General features: G+C 35.7%; 23 protein-coding genes. 15 read left to right on the top strand and 8 right to left on the bottom strand.

The window, feature by feature from the left end:
- Positions 1–122: 122 nt before the first annotated feature.
- The 6 genes from SPD48_RS07870 to SPD48_RS07845 all read left to right on the top strand — a co-directional run bounded on the left by SPD48_RS07870 (position 123) and on the right by SPD48_RS07845 (position 4,758).
- Positions 123–584: a hypothetical protein gene (locus SPD48_RS07870; RefSeq protein ID WP_336257542.1), complete on the top strand. Its 462-nt coding sequence runs from the start codon at positions 123–125 to the stop codon at positions 582–584.
- A complete protein-coding gene (locus tag SPD48_RS07865; protein WP_336257541.1) occupies positions 584–1,186 on the top strand; it encodes a 4Fe-4S single cluster domain-containing protein in 603 nt (200 codons plus the stop codon). The genes SPD48_RS07870 and SPD48_RS07865 overlap by 1 nt, the downstream gene beginning before the upstream one ends.
- 357 nt (positions 1,187–1,543) lie before the next feature.
- Positions 1,544–1,792, top strand: coding sequence for a transcriptional regulator SplA domain-containing protein (locus SPD48_RS07860; RefSeq protein ID WP_336257540.1), 249 nt, complete (start codon positions 1,544–1,546; stop codon positions 1,790–1,792).
- The gene (gene splB, locus SPD48_RS07855; protein WP_336257539.1) at positions 1,785–2,813 is read left to right on the top strand and encodes a spore photoproduct lyase; all 1,029 of its coding nucleotides are present in this window, start codon (positions 1,785–1,787) and stop codon (positions 2,811–2,813) included. The genes SPD48_RS07860 and splB overlap by 8 nt, the downstream gene beginning before the upstream one ends.
- Before the next feature lie 164 nt (positions 2,814–2,977).
- Positions 2,978–3,805, top strand: coding sequence for a MetQ/NlpA family ABC transporter substrate-binding protein (locus SPD48_RS07850; RefSeq protein ID WP_336257538.1), 828 nt, complete (start codon positions 2,978–2,980; stop codon positions 3,803–3,805).
- A gap of 401 nt (positions 3,806–4,206) precedes the next feature.
- A complete protein-coding gene (locus SPD48_RS07845) occupies positions 4,207–4,758 on the top strand; it encodes a histidine phosphatase family protein (protein WP_336257537.1) in 552 nt (183 codons plus the stop codon).
- Between the two features lie 196 nt (positions 4,759–4,954).
- Here SPD48_RS07845 and SPD48_RS07840 read toward each other — a convergent pair whose 3' ends face one another.
- The 5 genes from SPD48_RS07840 to cudC all read right to left on the bottom strand — a co-directional run bounded on the left by SPD48_RS07840 (position 4,955) and on the right by cudC (position 8,608).
- Positions 4,955–5,617, bottom strand: coding sequence for a methionine ABC transporter permease (locus SPD48_RS07840; RefSeq protein ID WP_336257536.1), 663 nt, complete (start codon positions 5,615–5,617; stop codon positions 4,955–4,957).
- 2 nt (positions 5,618–5,619) lie between these two features.
- A complete protein-coding gene (locus SPD48_RS07835; RefSeq protein ID WP_336257535.1) occupies positions 5,620–6,624 on the bottom strand; it encodes a methionine ABC transporter ATP-binding protein in 1,005 nt (334 codons plus the stop codon).
- 118 nt (positions 6,625–6,742) lie between these two features.
- Positions 6,743–7,000, bottom strand: coding sequence for a glutamate synthase-related protein (locus tag SPD48_RS07830; protein WP_442962133.1), 258 nt, complete (start codon positions 6,998–7,000; stop codon positions 6,743–6,745).
- 147 nt (positions 7,001–7,147) lie between these two features.
- Positions 7,148–8,035 carry a glycine betaine ABC transporter substrate-binding protein gene (locus tag SPD48_RS07825; protein WP_336257534.1) on the bottom strand — a complete coding sequence of 296 codons (888 nt, stop codon included), beginning with the start codon at positions 8,033–8,035 and terminating at the stop codon, positions 7,148–7,150.
- Between the two features lie 12 nt (positions 8,036–8,047).
- Positions 8,048–8,608 (bottom strand): choline uptake/conversion transcriptional regulator CudC, encoded by a 561-nt coding sequence (gene cudC / locus SPD48_RS07820; RefSeq protein ID WP_336257533.1) that lies wholly within the window; start codon positions 8,606–8,608, stop codon positions 8,048–8,050.
- Positions 8,609–8,810: 202 nt separating this feature from the next.
- Here cudC and betB point away from each other — a divergent pair, with 202 nt between their 5' ends.
- Together betB and SPD48_RS07810 are read left to right on the top strand one after the other, a co-directional pair.
- The gene (gene betB, locus SPD48_RS07815) at positions 8,811–10,286 is read left to right on the top strand and encodes a betaine-aldehyde dehydrogenase (RefSeq protein ID WP_336257532.1); all 1,476 of its coding nucleotides are present in this window, start codon (positions 8,811–8,813) and stop codon (positions 10,284–10,286) included.
- Positions 10,287–10,310: 24 nt separating this feature from the next.
- Positions 10,311–11,519: an iron-containing alcohol dehydrogenase gene (locus SPD48_RS07810; RefSeq protein ID WP_336257531.1), complete on the top strand. Its 1,209-nt coding sequence runs from the start codon at positions 10,311–10,313 to the stop codon at positions 11,517–11,519.
- Between the two features lie 682 nt (positions 11,520–12,201).
- On the opposite strand, the gene SPD48_RS19935 is transcribed toward SPD48_RS07810, so the two are convergent.
- The gene (locus tag SPD48_RS19935) at positions 12,202–12,426 is read right to left on the bottom strand and encodes a DUF2651 family protein (RefSeq protein ID WP_442962128.1); all 225 of its coding nucleotides are present in this window, start codon (positions 12,424–12,426) and stop codon (positions 12,202–12,204) included.
- A 778-nt stretch (positions 12,427–13,204) separates the two neighbouring features.
- Between SPD48_RS19935 and SPD48_RS07805 the strand changes: the two genes are divergently transcribed.
- Positions 13,205–14,563: an FAD-binding oxidoreductase gene (locus SPD48_RS07805; protein ID WP_336257530.1), complete on the top strand. Its 1,359-nt coding sequence runs from the start codon at positions 13,205–13,207 to the stop codon at positions 14,561–14,563.
- A 238-nt stretch (positions 14,564–14,801) separates the two neighbouring features.
- On the opposite strand, the gene SPD48_RS07800 is transcribed toward SPD48_RS07805, so the two are convergent.
- Positions 14,802–15,425 (bottom strand): RraA family protein, encoded by a 624-nt coding sequence (locus tag SPD48_RS07800; protein WP_336257529.1) that lies wholly within the window; start codon positions 15,423–15,425, stop codon positions 14,802–14,804.
- 224 nt (positions 15,426–15,649) lie between these two features.
- On the opposite strand from SPD48_RS07800, the gene SPD48_RS07795 reads away from it, so the two are divergent.
- Positions 15,650–16,138: a tetratricopeptide repeat protein gene (locus SPD48_RS07795; protein WP_336257528.1), complete on the top strand. Its 489-nt coding sequence runs from the start codon at positions 15,650–15,652 to the stop codon at positions 16,136–16,138.
- 4 nt (positions 16,139–16,142) lie between these two features.
- Entirely contained in the window at positions 16,143–16,433 is a 291-nt protein-coding gene (locus tag SPD48_RS07790) for a hypothetical protein (protein ID WP_336257527.1), read from the top strand.
- Positions 16,434–16,772: 339 nt separating this feature from the next.
- Here SPD48_RS07790 and uraA read toward each other — a convergent pair whose 3' ends face one another.
- Positions 16,773–18,056, bottom strand: coding sequence for a uracil permease (gene uraA / locus SPD48_RS07785; RefSeq protein WP_336257526.1), 1,284 nt, complete (start codon positions 18,054–18,056; stop codon positions 16,773–16,775).
- A gap of 342 nt (positions 18,057–18,398) precedes the next feature.
- Here uraA and SPD48_RS07780 point away from each other — a divergent pair, with 342 nt between their 5' ends.
- The 4 genes from SPD48_RS07780 (at position 18,399) to gap (ending at position 21,500) form a co-directional block, all read left to right on the top strand.
- On the top strand, positions 18,399–19,019 hold the full coding sequence (locus SPD48_RS07780; protein ID WP_336257525.1) for an NUDIX hydrolase: 621 nt from the start codon (positions 18,399–18,401) through the stop codon (positions 19,017–19,019).
- A 23-nt stretch (positions 19,020–19,042) separates the two neighbouring features.
- The gene (locus SPD48_RS07775) at positions 19,043–19,291 is read left to right on the top strand and encodes a glutaredoxin family protein (protein WP_336257524.1); all 249 of its coding nucleotides are present in this window, start codon (positions 19,043–19,045) and stop codon (positions 19,289–19,291) included.
- 139 nt (positions 19,292–19,430) lie between these two features.
- Positions 19,431–20,456, top strand: coding sequence for a sugar-binding transcriptional regulator (locus tag SPD48_RS07770; protein WP_336257523.1), 1,026 nt, complete (start codon positions 19,431–19,433; stop codon positions 20,454–20,456).
- 36 nt (positions 20,457–20,492) lie between these two features.
- Complete coding sequence (gap, locus tag SPD48_RS07765) at positions 20,493–21,500, top strand: type I glyceraldehyde-3-phosphate dehydrogenase (protein ID WP_336257522.1); 1,008 nt, start codon at positions 20,493–20,495, stop codon at positions 21,498–21,500.
- The last annotated feature ends 83 nt before the right edge of the window (positions 21,501–21,583 follow it).

Genomic DNA, 21,583 nt, shown 5'->3' with positions numbered 1-21,583 from the left:
GAGCTATACTCATGGTGTGTCTGCCCAATATAAAGTAGTATTTAAAGAAGTAGAAATTATATGGATTATTAAAAAAACGGTGGAGAAAGAATACCTAAACATACCATATGAGGAGGAATGATATGAAACCAATAACTCCATTCGGAAAGAAATGGGAATTCCGTCATTCCATCTGGTTGATTTGGTTATTGTTTCCATTTGGAATAGCAGCTTACTTTAGTTTTTTTTATATCGCGATACGTACTGGTAAAAAGAAATGGTTGAACGCCGGCATTATTTATTTAATTATCTTCATTCAATTAATTCATATAAGTGCTGAATTTTCAGAAGAGCACTGGATGTTTAGTATTTCGGTAGCTGCTGCATTAATTGGTTGGATTAGCGCAAGTGTCCATGGGTTTTTAGCACGACGAGAATATTTATCCATTATTTCAACGCGGATATTAGAGAAGGAACAGATGAGGGAGATAAAAGAGGCTGAAGCTCAATCAAATGAACATCGGCCAACTGAACATGATTTAGATAAAGAGGAAAATACTACGGTTGAAAAGCAAGATCGTCCTGGAAGGGTTGTTGATTACTAGTGTTCGTTCAATTGCATCGATTTTTACCACTTACTACAGTGGAAGGTCCTGGACGCCGTGCATGTGTCTGGGTGCAGGGTTGTCCAATTCATTGTAAAGGATGTGGCGTTCCATGGACGTGGAATCCGAAAAAAGGTACGAAAGTTTCTGTTGAAACATTATGGAATCAAATATTAGAAAGTAAACAAAAAGAAAATATAGAAGGAATTACATTTCTTGGTGGAGAGCCATTCGAACAAGCGGAGGCATTATCAGAACTTGGCAGGCGTGCTCAACGTGAAGGATTAAGTGTTATGACATTCAGTGGCTATTATAAAGAGCAACTAGAGGAGCTGCAAAAGCCTTTTTGGCAGGAACTTTATCATGTTACAGACTTGTTTATTGATGGACCATTTGAGCAAGATAGATTAGATCATAAACGTCCTTGGGTCGGCTCCACTAATCAACGGTTTCATTTTTTGTCTGACCGGTATAAAGAGTTAGAATCAGAGTTATCAACGGTTCCAGACCGTCTGGAAATTTATTTTAAAAAGGATGGGACAGTTGAAGCTAATGGTATGGTACCGTCCGAAGTTTGGAACAGATTATTTAAAAATATTTAATATATAATGTCAAAAAATCCAATTGAATTGCCACACATAGAAAGTCGTGTCCTGACACCGCCTGCAGCGAATCCACTTAGCGAAAGTAGCGCCTGACTCAGCGAGCGCCGAGTTTACTTAGCGAAAGTCTCTCCTTACTCAGCATGCGGTAAACTCACTCAGTAAAAGTATCGCCTAACTTTGCATGTGACTAATTCACTCAACGATGATAGTTTCATCTATTGTACACTCATTGTTTAGGTTAGGGATGAGTTTATTTTTTTTGGATTTGCGATTTTTTAAAAAATTATACTCCTCTCATAATTTCCATTTCAATCATCCATACTATAAGAACTATACAATAAAAGGTGATGAATGATGGAACAATTTCAAGCTGGTGAAATCGTTTATATGATAATACGGAATCCTCATGCTCAAGATGTGGCACAAGTACAGCAAGCAGCAATCGTAGAAAATCCAGATAATCCAAATGAATTAGCCTTATTCGCTCATGATAATTATTATCCGTTAAGTAATGAATTTGCTTTATTTAAATCTGAGGATGAGGCTGAACAAGCATATAAGGATGCATTCGGTTCCCCAGAAATAGAGGGATTCAATGGTTAAACCGTTTGTTCCTCAACTTGTTTATGTTGAACCAAGAGCGATGGAATATCCGCTTGCTCAAAAATTAGTCTCGAAATTTAAAGATATGGATATTGAGATTCGGGAAACAACTTCTCATAATCAAATTCGAAATTTGCCTGGAGAAAATCATTTTCAAAAGTATCGAATCGCCAAATCCACCTTAGTTATAGGAATTCGAAAAACATTAACATTCGATACGTCTAAACCTTCTGCAGAATATGCAATCCCTTTAGCAACAGGATGCATGGGACACTGTCATTATTGTTATTTACAAACAACGATGGGTTCAAAACCATATATTCGAACGTATGTAAATGTGGATGAAATATTTGAGGCAGCAGAAGGATATATGGAAGAGCGTGCACCAGATACAACCCGATTTGAAGCTTCTTGTACATCAGATATCGTAGGTGTCGATCACTTGACACATAATTTAAAACGAGCAATAGAGTTTTTTGGAAAATCTAAACATGGAAAGCTACGATTTGTAACAAAATTTGCTCATGTTGATCATTTGCTTGACGCGGACCACAAGGGCAAAACTCGATTCCGATTTAGTGTTAACGATGATTATATGATTAAATATTTTGAACCCGGAACCTCAAGACTGAATGAAAGGATTGAAGCAGCGGTCAAAGTTGCAGAAGCAGATTATCCGTTAGGTTTTATTGTGGCTCCAATTTATTTGCATGAAGGGTGGAAAGAAGGTTATAAGGAAATGTTTGAAAAATTAGATGTTTCCTTACCAGCCCATGCGCGTAAAGACTTAACCTTTGAAATGATTCAACATCGATTTACTAAACCAGCAAAGCGAGTTATCCAGGAAAATTATCCAATGACAAAATTGGAACTAGACGAATCCAAACGAAAATGGAAATGGGGCAGGTACGGCATAGGTAAGTATGTATATCATGACGACGAACAAGAGGATATTAAAGATACATTAGGTGGATATATTCATCGTATGTTTCCTGAAGCAAAAATTGAGTATTTTACGTAAAGGCCGTTATGTTCAAATAACGGTTTTTTGCTTTTTATACACCAGATAATCGCATAGGAAATTTTCATTGACTTTTTCTTTATTGCCCTGTAACATAGTACATAATTCATATAAAACAAAGTAGTTAAGTGTGAATTAATTAACTATGATAAAGGGGAAGCATAATGAAAGGCTTTAGGTTATTTTTTATTTTTACACTTTTAACAACATTGTTCCTTACTGCTTGTGGTTCTGATTCTTCAACTAGTGGAGAAGACAAGACGACAATTAAAGTTGGAACTTCACCTGGTCCATATAGCGAATTGTTTATTGATGCAATTGTACCGATCTTAGAAGAAGAAGGATATGAAGTCGAAACAACTGACTTTACGGAACTGCTACAAGCTGACATAGCACTTTCAGAAGGTTCTATTGATTTAAACGTTGATCAGCATACTGCTTACTATACAAATTTTAATGAGGAAAAAGGTGCGAGCTTAACGAAAATCACACCAATACCTACTGTACCTGCAGGTATTTTCCCAGGAAGAAAAGATTCACTAGATGACATTGAAGAAGGCGATGTTATTGGAATTCCAAAAGATCCTTCCAATGCAGCGAGAGCATATGCGGTATTACAAAAAGCGGGTTTAATTACATTGGATGATGATGTGGAATTAGTTAAAGTTACGCAAAATGATATTAAAGAAAATGAATTAAATCTTGATATTCAAGAAATGGATTCAGCGCAAATTCCACGTGCATTAGATGATATTGATTACGGGGTCATCCCGGGAAGTATTGTTTATTCTTCTGGATTAGATGCTTCTTTAAGTTTACTACATGAAGACATTTTAAAAGACTTAGAACTTGTTGCAGTAGTAGATGAAAAAAACAAAGATACCAAATGGGCTCAGGCTGTAAAAGAAGCGTATGAATCAGATGAATTTAAAGCGTATATGGAAGAGCATAATCAGGACGGATACTGGTTTATCCCGGAAGAAATTAGATAATTAAAAAGTAAATTGTCATGGTAAAACAAACATATATAAAACACGGATACAAATCTTTATTGATTTTGTATCCTTTTTTTGTTTTATAGATGTATTGAAACAATCAGAAGTCGTTTTTAGTTTATAAGATGTTTTTGAAAATAGTGAATAATGATGTTAGAATACAAAACAACGTATAGAAAAAATGTGAGCAGATGGCATTATGAGCTTATTCTTCATATGTGTAGGAAAAAACCCATGGAGATCAATATGTTTATTGTAAATGTAAAAATAGTATCTCACTATAATTCATCGTCATTCTTAAAGGAAAGCACTCTTCATGCCGAGGAATTTATTTCGAACTAAAGTTGCTTTAACAGATTTGTAATCGTATTAATGTATGAAAGGAGCGGTTTGACAGGATGGAAAAAAAGATATTCATTGTGAGACATTGTAGAGCACAAGGTCAATCTCCTAAAGCGCAGCTCACTGAAGAAGGTCTCGACCAAGCTATATTATTATCTAGGTTTTTCTTAAATACGAACATTGATCGAATTATTTCTAGCCCTTTTTTACGTGCAATTCAGTCAGTTGAGCCACTAAGTGATGAAAGAAATATAAAAATAGAAATAGAAGAGCGTTTAGCAGAACGTACACTTAGCACAAGGTATTTAACTGATTGGATTGAAAAGCTTGAAGCGACGTTTACTGATCTAGAATTGAAATATGAAGGAGGAGAGTCGAGTAAAGAAGCAATGAGTCGAATAGTAAGTGTTGTAGATGAAGTGTTTAAAAGCACATCTGAAAATACTATCTTAGTTACTCATGGAAATATCATGTCATTATTGCTAAAAAACTATGATAACAATTTTGGTTTTGACTGCTGGAAAAGACTTAGTAATCCTGATGTGTATGTATTAAGTTATTCAAATAATCAAGTTACAATGGAGCGCAAATGGTCTGAAGAATTATAAAAAAGGATTTAAATCGTGCTTGTTGTTAAAAATGATTTCTTTACGATACATATAGCTAGTAAGAAAGAGGCAGGGATAAAAATATTTCACCTAAAAAATTCGAATAATATTTCTGAAGCGGTGGTATATCCGACAGACATTGTTCGTCTTTTAAGTCAATTATTCGGGCTGTATCCCAGACTCTTTCCAATGATAGCTAACCTTCTCTTCTTACTTTACGTGCTAACCAATTACCTAACGATTGAAGTAGTTGCACGAAAATTATTAGTACAACAACGGTAACGAGCATAATAAATGAATCAAATCGTTCGTATCCATAACTGATCGCCAAGTCTCCGATACCTCCGCCGCCGACAGCTCCAGCCATTGCAGTTGCACTAAGTAAACTAATGGTCGCTGTAGTTAAGCTTAATATTAAAGAGCCAAGTGCTTCTGGTAAAAGAAAGTACCATATTGTCTGCATCGGAGTGGCACCCATTGATTCAGCTGCTTCAATAATTCCATCATCCACTTCTAAGATTGAATTCTCCACCAAGCGAGCAATAAAAGGTGCAACATAAATAATTAATGGAACAATTGCTGCCGGGGTACCTATCGAAGTTTGAACAATTAATCGAGTAAAAGGAATAATTGCGACAAGTAAAATAATGAACGGTAAGGATCTGACCATATTAATAACTGGATTCAACATATTAAAGATAAACTTATTTTCTATAATCCCGCCGGGACGTGAGACAACAAGTAAAATCCCCAAAGGAATTCCGACTATTGAACCGATGATTAATGAAAATCCAACCATATAGAATGTATCGACCATCGCTTGTAGGAATTGGTCTAGGGTAACGGTAGTAGAGAACATATTTATACCAACTCCTTCGCGTTAATGTCCATTGATTGTAAAAATGATATAGCTTCATTAATAGAATTGCCGGCTAATTGGATAATCATATGGCCGACTGTATCGTCTTTAATTTCATTCATAGTTGCATAAATGATATTCACTCTCACACCAAACTTCAGAATTAAATCATTGATCACTGTATTTGTCTTATCTGTAAAGTCAATTTTAAATAATTTGCTTCCAGGAATCTCTGGTATTTTTTGTCGGATAGTTTCAGGAAGTTCATCTTGAATGATTGTTCGTACAAAGTTTTTAGTCGAAGCATGCTTAGGATTTCCAAACACATCCAAGACATTTCCTTCTTCGATTACTTTGCCATTTTCCATGACAGCAACTCGATTACATATTTTTTGTATAATGCTCATCTCATGAGTAATGATCATAATTGTTATATTATATTCTTCATTTATCTTCTGCAGTAACTGTAAGATCGAATTGGTTGTTTGTGGATCAAGAGCAGATGTCGCTTCATCACATAAAAGAATAGAGGGATTTGTAGCTAAAGCCCTTGCAATCCCTATCCGCTGTTTCTGTCCACCTGAAAGTTCATTCGGATAACTATCAGCTTTATCCTCTAACCCTACGAACCGAAGAAGTTCCATTACACGTTCCTTAATGACTTTCTTATTTTCCTTAGCTAGAATCAGAGGAATTGCGATATTTTGATAAATTGTTTTGGAGTTTAGTAGATTGAAATGTTGAAAAATCATCCCAATGTTTTTTCTGAGAACTCGTAATTCACTCATTGGATACGTGTTTAAATCATTCCCATCAATAAAAACTTCCCCGGCAGTTGGTTTTTCTAAGAAATTAACAACCCGAATTAATGTACTTTTTCCAGCACCGCTAAAACCGATTACTCCAAAGATATCCCCTTTATTAACTTGTAAACTAACATTGCTTAATGCTTCTGTTTCGGTACCATTTCGTTTATATATTTTTGAAACATTTTTTAATTGAATCACGAAACTTCTCCACACTTTCAAGTAAATTAAACCTATAAAATTACTATACATTGATGAGTAGGGGATTGCAAGAATGAGATTTTGCAGGCAAAATAAAAAATACGAATGAATTAAATCATCAGTATTTTTCTTCAGTACCTATTTGGCTATGAATATCGGCTAATATTTTTTCTAAAGGATGAACGACTCCAAGATCATCTTTATACATAATATGTTTCGGTTCAAAATGTACGGGTGAACTTAATCCTGCAGCAGCTGATACACGAAATAGACCTTTTCGTAATGTGGTGATATAGTTAGCGACGCGATGTTTCTTTTCTTCGACGACAAGAGCTTTTTGTAAATGCGGATCGGTTGTCGCAACACCATTGAACAGCCTCCTAGAAATGATACTGAGTAGAAAAATTTGAATATCTTTTACTATTTTGCCTTGTTAAGTAGTGTTTAAACCATCTAATAAATTCTATTATAAAATAACAGGAAAAAAAGCAGTCTATAAGTACTCGACTGCTTCTCCATTATTTTAATTTAGCCATTCAGCAATAATATCTTCATTTTCTTCTACCCATTGTTTTGCGCCATCAAGTGGGTTCTCGGCATCTGCTACATAACTCATTAATGTTCCGATTTGGTCATCATCCATTTTCCAGTTTTTAAACCATTGATCAACTTCAGTAAAATCTTCTTCAAAACCGATCCGTGTAGCATGGTGAATTTTTTCAGCACCACCGTACACTAATTTTGGATCATCTAAATATTTTAAATCTACCTCTGAAAAAATACGATGAGGACTCCATAACGGTGCTACAATTGGTTCCTGTTTTTCAATTGCTTCTTTAATTTCTGTAATCATTGCAGGCTCAGAACTAGGGAGCAATTCATAATCTAAGTCATATTCGACTAGCAGATCTTCGGTTACTTCCATTGTTCCTGCTCCTGGATCGAATCCAACAATTACACTTTCAAATAAATTGCTGTTTTCATTAAGATCCTCTATACTGTCTACTTCATCTACATATTCAGGAACAACTAGTCCGACTTTTGCTTGATCATACCATGTCTCTTCAGAAAAATGTACCTCATCTTTATACTGTTCAAGATAATTTGCATCCTGTACAGGTAACCATACTTCTAGTCCAACATCTAATTCATCATTTGCTAGCGCTGCCATAATTGTTCCCATATCTAATAAATGGAAGTTAACTTCATAACCTTTTTCTTCTAAAATTACTTTCCACATATTGGTCACAGCGATATTTTCCGCCCAATTGATTTGTCCCATTTCAATCGTCTCTGAATCTGAACTGCTGCTTTCTGCTTTGTCACCGCTGTCTCCACATGCTGTAAGTACAGCTAGTAACATAATAGTTAGAAAAATGGTAATGTTTTTTTTGACAGATAAAAATCTCATAACATCCTCCAATTAGTTATCAACTTCTGAATCTTTAGGTAAGAACTCATAGATTTCACCACTGCGAATACTTTTTACAAGTCGTTTAAGCCAACGATAATATTTTTTAGAATCCTCAAGCAGACGTGCTTTTTTTTCAGCGTCTTCTCGAATAATCGTAGAAATCGTTTGATCTTCGATAACTTGGTTTAATAATAGTTGAGCTTGTTGGATAGCCGCCATATTTGTGTTGGACTCACGTTCCCACATTTGACAGAAATAAGAAATAAATGAATTAAAAAAATCTTTTTCAGCTACATATAAATGTTTTCGAGTTCCGCGCTGAAATACTTTTTTTACCATTTCAATTTCCTGTAGTTTTCTTACACCTGTACTCATACTCGGTTTACTCATACCTAGTTCATCACGCATTTCATCTAGCGTCATTTGTTCTTTAAAATACATCGTGGCATATAATTGACCTGTTGAAGGAGTCACACCATAAAGATCCATCGTTTCTGAAATCGCGCTGATGATTATATTTTCAGCTTCTTCAATAGTCATTATTGCTTCATCATTATGTGAAAGGTTCATTTGTACACCTCAATTGATCGTTTAGTAAATTAAATTTTTTCTTAACATGTTTAATCTTACCTCATATAAGAAAGATGTCAAATGAATTATTTATCTCTTTTGACTTTAATTTTTTTATATGTTAAATTTATTTTGTTCAGAACGTTAAATTTTTTCTTAACAAACTTAACTGAATAAATTAGCAGTATGGGAGAGGAATCATTTGAACATCAAAAAACAATTGATCGATGGTAAATGGCTCTACGCACAATCTGAGCAAACGAGAGAGATTATTAACCCTTTTAATAGAGAGGTGATTGCCAAGGTTACAGAAAGTGGCAAAGCAGATGCAAAGCTAGCAATTGAAGCAGCTAGAAAAGCGTTTGATGATGGAATTTGGCCAACTTTAAGTACGGCAGAACGTGGGGCAATCGTTCGAAAAATTGCAGATTTAATTGAACGTGACCAAGAAGAACTCGCAACATTGGAATCATTGGATACAGGTAAGACATTGGAAGAAAGTCTCTGGGATATGGAAGATATTGCTGGGGTTTTCAGATATTATGCAGATATTGCAGATAAAAATGCTGGAGTAATGATCGATTCTCCGATTCAAAATTCTATCAGTAGAGTAGTGTACGAACCTGTTGGTGTTTGTGCTCAAATTACACCATGGAATTATCCGCTATTGCAGGCATCTTGGAAACTTGCTCCCGCACTTGTTGCCGGAAACACATTAATAATGAAGCCGAGTGAGATCACGCCTCTTACAACAATAAAAGCCTTTGAATTAATGGAAGAGGCCGGTGTGCCAGACGGAGTTGCTAACCTAGTACTTGGACCAGGAAATACGGTAGGAACAGAACTATCAGAGAATGTCTTGGTTGATCTTGTGTCATTTACAGGTGGTCTAGAGACCGGGAAAAAAATAATGCAAGCAGCGAGTAAAAATGTGAAGAAAGTAGCTCTTGAGCTTGGCGGTAAAAATCCCAATATTATTTTTGCAGATGCCGACTTTGATATAGCTGTTGATCAAGCAATGAATGCTGTATTTTTCCATGCAGGACAAATCTGTTCGGCAGGAACAAGAATTATTGTAGAAGATAGCATCCATGATGAATTTGTAGAGGCACTTGTAAAACGAGTCAATAAAATCAAACTCGGTAATGGATTTGATGAAGGAACTGAAATGGGACCATTAATTTCAGAAGAGCATTTACATAAAGTAATTCAGTATGTTGAAAAAGGAATTGAGGAAGGGGCCGTTGTTGTAACAGGGGCGAAACAGCCAAATGATGAATCATTAAAAGACGGTTTTTTCTACTTACCTACTATACTAACAGAATGCACGACTGAGATGTCGGTCGTACAAAATGAAGGATTCGGCCCTGTCATTACAATTGAAAAATTCGCGACAGAAGAAGAAGCCGTAACATTGGCCAATGATTCCATTTATGGTCTATCTGGCGGTGTTTGGACGAATGATCTAGCAAAAGCAGAACGTTGTGTCTCAAAAATGCGTATGGGTACCGTCTGGATAAATGATTTTAATATTTATTTCCCGCATGCACCATGGGGTGGATATAAGCAATCGGGCTTCGGCCGTGAATTAGGACAAACTGGTCTCGAAGAATACCAAGAACAAAAACATATATTTCATAATTTGCAACCTGAAGCAATCAATTGGTTTGGAAAGTAATAGTGAAAATGGGAGGAATAAAAAATGGGCCTAAATATGAAAGTTGAACATATGTATACATTTCAGCAGTTTGAGGTTCCTACTGCAATCAAACATGGAATTGGGGCAATAAAGCATATTGGCGAAGAAGTGAAAAACTTAGGAGTAACAAAAGCATTGCTCGTGACAGATCCGGGAATTTATAATGCAGGAGTCACAAAACCTGTAGAGGATTCTTTAAAAGAAGCCGGGATTGAAGTAGTGCTCTTTAATAAAGTTGAACCAAATCCACCGGTACGTTCTGTTGCAGAAGGTTCGGCATTATATAGAGAAGCAGGGTGTGATGGACTTGTCGCTGTTGGTGGAGGCAGCTCTATGGATACAGCAAAAGCTATTGGTGTTGAGATCGCACACAATGCATCCGTATTGGAGTACGAGGCTGCTGAAGGGAAAAAGCCTCTTGAGCATCGGATTCCACCATTAACTACAATTCCTACAACAGCAGGAACAGGATCTGAAGTGACACAATGGGCCGTTATTACAGATGAAGAGCGAGAATATAAATTTAATACCGGGGGACCATTAATTGCTGCACATCTAACAATTATTGATCCGGAATTGCATATTTCGATGCCACCGCATGTAACAGCAATGACCGGAGTTGATGCGCTTGCTCATGCAATAGAATGTTATACAATGCATTACGCTCAACCAATTACAGATGCAGTAGCTCTACTTGCTATTGAATATGTGGCAAAATACATCCGTCGTGCCTATGCAGATGGTGGTGACGTTGAAGCTCGCTATGGAATGGCACAAGCTGCAATGCTAGCAGGCCTTTCATATGGCAGTGAATCAGCAGGGGCTGCCCATGCTATGTCACAAACACTTGGAGGAATTATCCCTGTAGCTCATGGTCAGTGTGTTGCTGCAATGATGGGACCAGTAATGGAATATAACTGGAAAGGGCATCCGACAAAATTTGCTCGAATTGCTGAAGCGTTAGGTATAAATACATTTGGAATGACTACAGAAGAAGCGGCAAAAGCTGCAGTGAATGAAGTCTATCAACTAGTAGAAGATTTAGATATCCCTAGTCTTGAGGAGCAAGGTGTTTCTCCTGATATGATTGAAAGATTAGCGAAAGAAGCAATGAACGATCCACAAACGGTTGGAAATCCTCGTGATCTAACAGTTAAAGATTATGAGTGGATTTATAAGAGATGCTTTAATTTAGTTCCTAAAACTGTATAAGATTAAAAGAAAGAGAGATTTACTCTGAAAGTTAAGGGCAAGTAACTGTATTTTGAGATTCTTGAAAAATTACTTGCCTTTAATCTCATACATTAAATAATAATCAATTGAGGTTGGGACAAAATAAAATAGTAAACATGAAACACGAACAACAAGTTAGCGAAAGAAATAAACAAAAGACTCCTGCCAGAAGACCACTGAAAAAGTCCACTATTTTCTAACATAAGCAAATCCATTCCCAAAATCCGTGCAAAATTCCGAATGAAAGTGGGGAATGAATGTCGTTTTTCATTCAATTTTAGTTATTAAAGTCGGGAAATTAATTTCTAAAATATGTTTTTTTGCAGCTCCAGAAAAGCCTCGAGACACTAAAAAGGCGACAAATATCGAAAGATTACAGACTAAAACCCGCCCTTTGCGGGCAACGTCTGCATACCCCTTGCCGGGGCAGGCGGCTTATCAGCGAGCAGTGGGTAGTACGGCTTGAATAGATGTCGCTCTTATGCCAGTGGTGAAGGCGGAGTATATTTCTGTAGCGACTATTATAAACGTAATCATTCGTGTTTCAATAACTATTTCTAGGTTATGTCCCAACCTCCTTTTACTTTTTGGCCCTAAATGTAAAAGAAGTATCTAATCTATTAAATAGACCCGTTTAATGAATATGTTATAAAAGCCTTGATTACTTGTTTGAAGATTTTAACGCAAATAGCAGTTTGACGCACAAGCCCGCCAACAGTGCAAGTAATGTGTACAATATTAACCAAAACCAAAGAAGCGAATGTAGTATCGTTAAGTTTGCTATAACAGAAATTGTCGCTACCAAAATTGGCGCTAAATAAATATTTTTAAAGATAAAGTATCCGATTATTCCAATCAAAATTGAAACCACTGGAAAAGCAAACATAACTAGTACAATAAACAGACCTATCTTTATCGTCTCCCTTCACTGTCCAAATTTTTTACAATGGCAGGAATTGAATTTTGTTAAACAAGCAATCCGTTCTGTTCCACAAAATGGACCTATTGAGCAATATAGACGCAACGCATGTTAAGTAATCGTCTCAGATTGATGAAGGCAAGGGCCATTACTTAATTAATAATTCTATCCCGTCTTCATTCTCCTTTACAAGTTTATTTAATAAATCATTAGCCTTCTCATTATACTCAGCTAAGCTCCATTGTTCTACAGGGGCACATTTTCTTACTCCATTAAAAAGCCTAATCGTTCTCAAAATAAATTTAGAAACTAATATTTAAATATTACCGTTAAAACCGGAGCAAGACTCTTTAAAAACATTGAATTTTAATAAGTGGGAAACCGAAAGGATTGTAGTATGTAATTACAATAATTGGCGTGTTAGTAAACAACAATATTTTGTGTAGTAGTAAAAGTGGTCATTTGTAGAACAAAAAAAGGGACAGATATAGCATAAATTAAACTGCCCATCTGTCCTTTATTATTTATTCTTATAATGTCATACATTAAATTAGAGTTAAATGTTATAAATGCTATAAAGAAGTTTCGTGACTTTTAATTATACTTACTGGATCTCTCTTTTTATATCGATACTCCATTTACTTAGAACATAATGGAATAAGTTTTGAAATTTTAATGTGATCCAAGTTAGATCATGATAAACTTATCTTATAAGAAGAGAAAACCTAGTTTCTGGAGGTATGTAATGGATATCGAAAAACTGTTAAAAACAAAACTTGAAGATGGGCAGATAAGTGTAACAGAAACTGAGTTATTTCGTCATAGTCATGATGAATCCGCTCATCCATCTATAACTCCTGACGTTGTTTGTTTTCCCGAGTCAATGAATGATGTCAAAAATATAATGGAAGTAGCCCAAAAAAATCGGGTACCTGTCACCGCCTATGGTGCGGGATCTGGTTTAGAGGGTCAAGTAATACCAGTAAAGAAAGGAATTACGATAAATTTCGAACGAATGAATAGAGTGATCGATTTTTCACCAGAAGATATGATGATAACGGTAGAGCCGGGTATCACAAGACTCCAATTAAATGAACATATAAATCGATTTGGTCTTCAATTTCCAATTGATCCAGGTGCCGATGCAACAATAGGTGGGATGGTTGCAACGAACGCGAGTGGGACTACTGCGGTTAGATATGGTTCCATGCGTGATCAACTATTAGACTTGGAAATTGTGTTGGCAGATGGTCGTGTTATTCATACAGGAACTCGAGCTAAAAAATCTTCCTCTGGATATAATTTGACTGGACTATTTACTGGTTCGGAAGGGACTTTAGGGATCATTACTAAAATTACGCTCAAGTTACATGGAATACCTGAACATATTATCGCTTCCAGATGTACTTTTCCGTCCTTAGAACAATGTGCTGAAGCAGCTTACACTGTCCTTGCAAGCGATATTCCGGTTATGCGAATGGAACTTGTTGATGCCTCGAGTATAAAACAGGTGAATGAATTTGGAGATTATCATTTTCCGATCGCCCACTCATTGTTTTTTGAATTTGCTGGTGCAAAAGCAGCAGTAGAAGCCCAAGCTATCTTAGTAAAAGAATTAATGGAAGATTTAAATAGCGAACATTGGGATGAGGCTACTACAACTCAAGCTAGAAACGAGATTTGGAAAGCTCGACATCAAATGGCATATGCGTTCAGACATCAAAAAGGAAAACGTTTCTTTGGTACGGATATTTGTGTACCGATATCAAAATTGCCAGACCTTGTCCATTTTGCAAGGGAATTATTAGAAAATAGTGGATTAGAAGGCGGAATTTTAGGCCATGTTGGAGACGGAAATTTTCATACCTTGTCTTTGTTTGATGCGGAAAATGAAGAGGAAAGGGAACGGGCTGAACGGATGAATGATGAGCTCGTTTTAAAGGCTATTGAAGTTGGTGGGACATGTACAGGTGAACATGGTGTAGGACTTGGTAAGATGAAATATCAGCGGTTGGAACATGGGGAAGCGGCTGAAGTAATGAAAAGTTTTAAACAACTACTAGATCCTGATAATATTTTAAACCCTGGAAAAATTTTTGATTAAAAATAAAGGCAGATCGTTTGGTTGGGAAAAGTTCCATGATCGAAGTAATTTCTATTAAACTACAGAACAAATTTTTATGCTATTATTCTTTAGTGGCCAAATAAGGGAGGTGTTAATAATCACCTCTTTTAATAAATGGTTTTTGAAACTCCATTTATACATTTTTATGATTCGTATACTTTTATTCAATCATGAAAAGAATGACAAGGGACTTTCATCAAAGCCCCTTTATGCATGCTTATTTACTTTTCTCAATCATTCCATCAATATAGTCATAAATTGTGTCTTTATTACCACTGATTTTTGTTTCACGTTGTTCATCGGCAGCCATTTTGTCTTTCGCACCTTGTAATACTTCTTCAGCTCTATCACGTGGTATACAAACAACACCGTCTACATCACCAACTATTATATCACCTGGATGAACGGATACCCCACCACATGAAATAGGTATATTCGTTTCGCCGGGTCCTGTTTTCCCTCCTGATGAGACAGTCGTTCCTTTAGAGAACACTGGGAAATTTAATGCCTTAATATCCAACAGGTCTCGAATTACTCCATCAACGACAAGGCCGCCAATTTCCAAAGTTTTCATCATACCGACGACGAAATCTCCAGCAATAGCTCGATATGTATCCCCTTTAACATCAACGACAAGGATATCGCCAGCCTTCGCTTCTTTTAGAGATTTTAGAAGCATCAGATTATCACCGACCGGAAGTTTTACCGTATAGGCAGGACCAGCAATTTTATATGCCTCTTTAAGTGGTTTAATTGTCGGATCAATATTATTCATTCCTTTTAATACATCTGAAATGGCGGTAGTTGGAATTCCTTTAAACTGTTGTAGAACATCACTCATTTTATTCCCTCCAATATGATCTTTATTCATAAGATAATTCTATTATACCAAAAACAAAAGTATTGTTATAGTACAGAAGAATCCTACTAATATATTTATCTTTAAAGTGATCATTTATAAAGAAAATATGGTAATCTTAGGATAAAGCTATCCAATGAAGGTTTAAATGATAAATACCATAACAGTTTATTGTTTATTCAAAAAAGTATTGAGCGGGTGAGTGGATGGTAAATGAATTAGTTCAAAAAGCCTTAATGTTAAGGAAAGAAGGTGCGCTTAAAAAATCGAATGTATTATTTTCATTTTTAGTTAAAGAATTTCCAGATGATGCATTTTTAAACTTTCAATGTGCTTGGAGTCATGATGTATTGGGGGAAGAAGCGAATGCAGTTCCATTTTATGAGAAAGCAATCAGATTAGGATTGTCGGAGAAAGAACTTGAGAAGGCTATTGTCGGGTTAGGAAGTACATATCGGACCTTAGGAGAATATGAAAAATCACGAACTGTTTTATTAAAAGGGACAAAATTATTTCCTAATAATAAAGCTATACACGTATTTTATTCCATGACATTATATAATTTAGGTTATTATTCAGAGGCAATGTCTATAGTATTGAATTGTTTAGCAGATACAACATCCAATTCAGATATATTAAGTTATCGAAAAGCGATTAATTTTTATTCTAATAAATTAGATTGCATTTGGGATTAATTATATGAAGGTGATGATTCAAATAGTTAAAGAGGAGCAAGACAATTACTATGATGATGATCCAGAACAAGACAATGATAGTTCACTTTTGCCGATAGACTCTACACCTTATAATGGTAGTTTTATTCGATCGTTTTTTCTAGTTGCAAGAATGTTATTAGGGATGATATTAATCATTTGTTTGCCATTGATTGTGATTCGTTTTTCAGAATCAATTGATGGCTATATAAGGGTAATAGGTTTGTTTTGCATTGCTCATATAGTTTGTAAAATATTTGGTTGGAAAATGGAATAAAGAAGTTATTGAACATGGTAGGATCGTTTATTGTAGATTTTTGATTGGACTAAAAGAAGAATAAATGAACGGTAATATAACATGAAAAAGAGACTGAGATAAAATTATTTTTTAGTAAAGAAAAGATGAACGATACTAAAGGTATGATAGCTTCGGAAATATACTTCGCTTTCCACGGGCACGGCCTCAGCTTCTGTAGCTCCTCGTATCGAGTCGCTACAGGGATCTTCGGACTCGCGCTGTTCCTGTAGGAGTCTACGTATATTTCCTACGCTAAACAAACTTATTGTTCGCCTTTTCTGTTGCTAGTTTTATTTAAGTCCCAGCCAGTTTATTTAGTTACTCATTGGATAAATTTAATACGTCTAATAATTTAAAGAATAAACCAAGAATGATTGCGACCACTGTTGCAAGTCCCATCCCAGTAAGAGCTACCTCTCCAATTTTAATGGTAGCACCACTGATTCCGATCACTAAAACAACACATGTTAAAATTAAGTTTTGTGATTTCGAGTAATCCACTTTCGCTTCTACGAGCATGCGAAGGCCACTAACCGCAATGATTCCAAACAGGAGTAAAGAAATTCCTCCCATTACTGGTGTAGGGATTGATTGGATGAGCGCTGCTAACTTTCCGATGAATGATAAAATAATTGCCATCACTGCTGCAATTCCAATGACCCAAGTTGAATAAACACGTGTTATAGCAAGTACTCCGATATTCTCACCGTACGTTGTGTTGGGTGTAGAACCGAAGAAACTTGAGATAATTGTAGAAACACCATTTCCGATAAAGGAACGATCTAATCCAGGTTCTTTCATTAAATCTTTACGTACAATATTACTTGTTACAAATAAGTGCCCAATATGTTCAGGAATTAATACAAGTGCTGCTGGTAAAATAATAAAAATAGCTGACCAGTCAAATTTCATCGCATAAAGTTGGGGTACGGTAATCCAGCTTGCTTGATCTACAAGATCGAAATTAAGCAGTCCAAAAAAGAATGCAATAATATAACCGGAAATGATTCCTAATAAGATTGGAATAATTTTTAAAAATCCACGCATCGTTACCCAAAATATAATCGTAATTAAAAGAGTAAGTAATGCGACTGTTGCTGATGGGATATCCATCGTCCATGTATCTCCAGCATCAGCCGGTGCAATCCATCCTGCCATTTCCGCTGCAACCGGAACTAATTCTAATCCGATAACTGCAACAATTGCTCCCATTGCAGCTGGTGGGAAGATGACATCAATCCAGCCTGTCCCAGCAAATTTAACGATAACCCCGACGATCGTTAACACAATTCCGACCATCAAAAATCCACCAAGGGCATAGCCGAAACCATCATTGCCATTAAATTTATCTAAAACAACTAATACAGGCGATATGAAAGCAAAACTAGAGCCTAAATAAGCCGGAATTTGTCCTTTTGTAATAAAAAGATATAATATCGTGCCGATCCCGTTCATTAGTAAAATGGTTGCAGGATTGACTCCAAATAAAATTGGTACTAATACAGTTGAACCAAACATTGCGAATAGATGTTGGATCCCTAATGGAATACTCTGCTGCAAAGGTGGTTTTTCATGTACTTGAATCTCTTCATACTTTGCCATTCATAACTCTCCTCTTTCAATTTTCCTTTTGTGAGTAAGCGAGGCATGGCATAAAAATAAAAAAAACACCTTTTTCAAGGTGTTTTACATACTCGTATCCATAATAAGTGCGCATAAATTAATTATATATGCACTTCTCACGTTCACCTTGTTAGCCTCACGGGACTAATTTAAAGGAAAATATTTTATTGTCAGTACTAATTGTCACATAAACTCAAAAAATGTCAATAGATATGGCAGAAATTAAATAATAATTTAGATTATAAGATATGGAATACAATCTTTGTCATTTATTTTGGAATCTTTGTATAATAGAAATGAATCATTGATGGAGATGATAAAGTGAATGCAGAAAATGTTTTGGAGAAATTGAAAAATCGTGTCCCGTCTGTTATGGATCAAAAAAAGTTTAAAAATTATGCTGTATTGTTACCACTTGTGAAAATTGAGAATGAACTTCATTTACTATTTGAAGTACGATCTTTACAGATGCGTAGTCAACCCGGAGATATTTGTTTTCCAGGAGGACGAGTTGATAAAGAAGATGCGAATGAGATGCAATGTGCACTTCGAGAAACATCTGAAGAATTAGGCATAGATCGTTCGATGATACAGCATGTATATCCACTTGATTATCTTGTTACGAATAATAGAGGAATTATTTATCCGTTCGCAGGAGAGATAACTAGCCTAGAGAAAATTAACCTAAATAGAGATGAGGTTGCAGAAGTATTTACTGTTCCTCTTACTCATTTTCTTGAAAATGAACCTAAAATTCACAAAATTAATTTGAAAGTAATCCCGGAAGCAAATTTTCCTTTTGAATTAATTCAGGATGGAAAAAATTATGATTGGCGTACTCGACAGATGGATGAATTATTTTATCTCTATCATGAGAGGGTAATATGGGGATTAACTGCTAAAATAATCGCTCATTTTATAGACGTAATTCGTTCAAATTAACTTAATTGGTGAGGGTGACAAAAATGAAAGTAGAGTTTTATACGAAAGAAAATTGTTCTTTATGTGAAGATGCTTATGCCATTATTATGATGTTTAAAAATATATATTCTTTTGAGTTGGATGAGCGTGATATATATACAAAAGATGAGTGGCTAGAGGAGTATCAGTTATTAATACCAGCGATACGGATTAATGACACATTTTTAACATGTGAAGAAATGACGATCGAAACGATTGAAGCTGCTTTAAAGGAAAATGTAAAAAGGATTTGATTTTTATTATCATTGTGTGATACGATAAGTTTAGTTAGTTTAACAATGATATTTTTTTAGAGCAAGTGGGACAAAATAATAATTAATGGGACGGTATTGACCCGGGAAGTTTCCGCTTTCTAAAAAAGGAGTCTTTTATATGAAAGAGTTAATCCATTTACAAAAGATAATTTACCCCGATCTCTTAGAAATGATGCAAAGCAGGTATTCCGTTTTATATACTATTTTCTTGTTTCAGCCAATTGGCAGAAGGGGAATAGTTGAACATACGAATTTGCCTGAACGATACATTCGCAATGAGATTACCCTGTTACAAAATCAAGGTTTAATTGAATCCACTACAAAGGGAATGCTTATAACAGAAGAAGGAAAGAGTATTATTGATCGTTTACATGTTTTTATTCGAGAAATAACAGGATTAGCTTCTTTAGAAACAGAATTAAAACAAAAGACAGGGGTAAAAAATATTGTAATCGTTGCTGGAGATAGTGATGAAGAACCATATGTAAAACGATCCTTAGGAAAAGCTACCGTGCAATTTTTAAAATCAATTGCTACAAATGATGTATCAATCGCTGTAACCGGAGGTACGACGATGGCTGCAGTGGCAGATGCTATGGTACCTTTTGATGGTATAGAATGCTTGTTCTTACCAGCGCGTGGTGGTGTAGGTGAGGAAGTAGAGAATCAAGCCAATACCATTGTCGCTCAAATGGCAAAAGCAGAACGTGGAGAATACAAATTACTTCATGTGCCTGATCCACTTAGTGAAACATTGTATCAATCAATGGTTAAAGAACCATCGATAATGGAAACATTAAATTTGATAAAACATGCCACAATTGTATTACATGGAATTGGTGAGGCATTGCCGATGGCTGAAAGAAGAAAAACGAGTCCAGAGGTAGTAGATAAACTTAAAGACGAAAAGGCTGTCAGCGAGGCCTTTGGTTATTATTTTAACAAAGAAGGAGCTATCGTCCATAAAGTGAGGACGATTGGGATTCAGTTAGAAGATTTAGCAGGCATTAATCATGTCGTGACGATTGCTGGTGGAACATCTAAAGCACAGGCAATTGCTTCATTTATGAAACAAAATAAAAGTGATGTTCTCATTATAGATGAAGCGGCTGCAAAAGAAATTATTAAGAATCAATTACTTTAAATATATATACATTTAAAATTTTAAGGAGGAAGTCAAATGACTGTAAAAGTAGGTATTAATGGGTTTGGTCGAATTGGTAGAAATATGTTCAGACAAGCATTAAAGAATGATGGTGTTGAGGTAGTTGCGATTAACGATTTAACGGATGCAAATATGCTTGCACACTTATTGAAATATGACTCAGTTCATGGCAGACTGGATGCTGAGGTTAAAGTAGATGGCGAAGACATTGTTATTGACGGCAAGAAAATTCATGTATTCTCTGAACGAGATCCAAAAAATATCGGTTGGAAAGATCATGGAGTTGAAGTTGTAATTGAATCAACTGGTCGTTTCACAAACCGAAAAGATGCAAGTAAACATTTAGAAGCAGGTGCGAAAAAAGTTATTATTTCTGCTCCAGCAAGCGATGATGATTTCACCGTTGTTATGGGGGTAAATGAAGATCAATATGATGCAGACAACCACCATATTATTTCTAACGCATCATGTACAACAAACTGTTTAGCTCCTTTTGCAAAAGTATTAAACGAAAAGTTTGGTATTAAACGTGGATTAATGACTACTGTTCACGCGTATACAAATGACCAGCAAATTTTAGATTTACCACATTCAGATTATCGTCGTGCACGTGCAGCAGCTGAAAATATTATTCCTACGTCAACTGGTGCTGCGAAAGCTGTAGGTAAAGTATTACCAGAATTAAACGGTAAATTAAATGGAATGGCGATCCGTGTACCTGTTCCAGATGGTTCAGTTGTTGATTTAGTTGCGGAATTAGAAAAAGACGTTACTGCAGAAGAAGTTAATCAGGCATTCCGTGAAGCTGCAGAAGGTGAATTGAAAGGCATTCTAGAATATTCTGAAGAACCACTTGTATCAACAGATATCGTTGGTAATCCACATTCTTCTATTGTTGATGCACAATCTACTATGGTATTAGAAGGTTCAATGGTAAAAGTAGTTTCTTGGTATGATAACGAAATGGGCTATTCAGCACGTTGTGTCGATTTAGCTAAATTTTTAAAAGAAAAAGGACTGTAATAGTTAATAGATCAAGGGGGGCGTAACTGCTCCCTTTTGTTTTATCTGTTATACATAGCGCTAGAGAAAGCATTTAAATCGTA

Origin of the sequence: Pseudogracilibacillus sp. SE30717A (assembly GCF_037071985.1) — a bacterium.
Classification (GTDB): domain Bacteria; phylum Bacillota; class Bacilli; order Bacillales; family Amphibacillaceae; genus Pseudogracilibacillus.
Note: the sequence above shows the minus strand (reverse complement) of the source record. Positions and strands in the feature narration are given on the sequence as shown.

Coding starts and splice junctions, on each gene's coding strand:
- SPD48_RS07870 (WP_336257542.1), top strand. CDS start 123: ATGAAACCAATAACTCCATTCGGAAAGAAATGGGAATTCCGTCATTCC.
- SPD48_RS07860 (WP_336257540.1), top strand. CDS start 1,544: ATGGAACAATTTCAAGCTGGTGAAATCGTTTATATGATAATACGGAAT.
- splB (WP_336257539.1), top strand. CDS start 1,785: ATGGTTAAACCGTTTGTTCCTCAACTTGTTTATGTTGAACCAAGAGCG.
- SPD48_RS07850 (WP_336257538.1), top strand. CDS start 2,978: ATGAAAGGCTTTAGGTTATTTTTTATTTTTACACTTTTAACAACATTG.
- SPD48_RS07845 (WP_336257537.1), top strand. CDS start 4,207: ATGGAAAAAAAGATATTCATTGTGAGACATTGTAGAGCACAAGGTCAA.
- SPD48_RS07840 (WP_336257536.1), bottom strand. CDS start 5,617: ATGTTCTCTACTACCGTTACCCTAGACCAATTCCTACAAGCGATGGTC.
- SPD48_RS07825 (WP_336257534.1), bottom strand. CDS start 8,035: ATGAGATTTTTATCTGTCAAAAAAAACATTACCATTTTTCTAACTATT.
- cudC (WP_336257533.1), bottom strand. CDS start 8,608: ATGAACCTTTCACATAATGATGAAGCAATAATGACTATTGAAGAAGCT.
- SPD48_RS07810 (WP_336257531.1), top strand. CDS start 10,311: ATGGGCCTAAATATGAAAGTTGAACATATGTATACATTTCAGCAGTTT.
- SPD48_RS19935 (WP_442962128.1), bottom strand. CDS start 12,426: ATGTTTGCTTTTCCAGTGGTTTCAATTTTGATTGGAATAATCGGATAC.
- SPD48_RS07805 (WP_336257530.1), top strand. CDS start 13,205: ATGGATATCGAAAAACTGTTAAAAACAAAACTTGAAGATGGGCAGATA.
- SPD48_RS07800 (WP_336257529.1), bottom strand. CDS start 15,425: ATGAGTGATGTTCTACAACAGTTTAAAGGAATTCCAACTACCGCCATT.
- SPD48_RS07795 (WP_336257528.1), top strand. CDS start 15,650: ATGGTAAATGAATTAGTTCAAAAAGCCTTAATGTTAAGGAAAGAAGGT.
- SPD48_RS07790 (WP_336257527.1), top strand. CDS start 16,143: ATGAAGGTGATGATTCAAATAGTTAAAGAGGAGCAAGACAATTACTAT.
- uraA (WP_336257526.1), bottom strand. CDS start 18,056: ATGGCAAAGTATGAAGAGATTCAAGTACATGAAAAACCACCTTTGCAG.
- SPD48_RS07775 (WP_336257524.1), top strand. CDS start 19,043: ATGAAAGTAGAGTTTTATACGAAAGAAAATTGTTCTTTATGTGAAGAT.
- SPD48_RS07770 (WP_336257523.1), top strand. CDS start 19,431: ATGAAAGAGTTAATCCATTTACAAAAGATAATTTACCCCGATCTCTTA.
- gap (WP_336257522.1), top strand. CDS start 20,493: ATGACTGTAAAAGTAGGTATTAATGGGTTTGGTCGAATTGGTAGAAAT.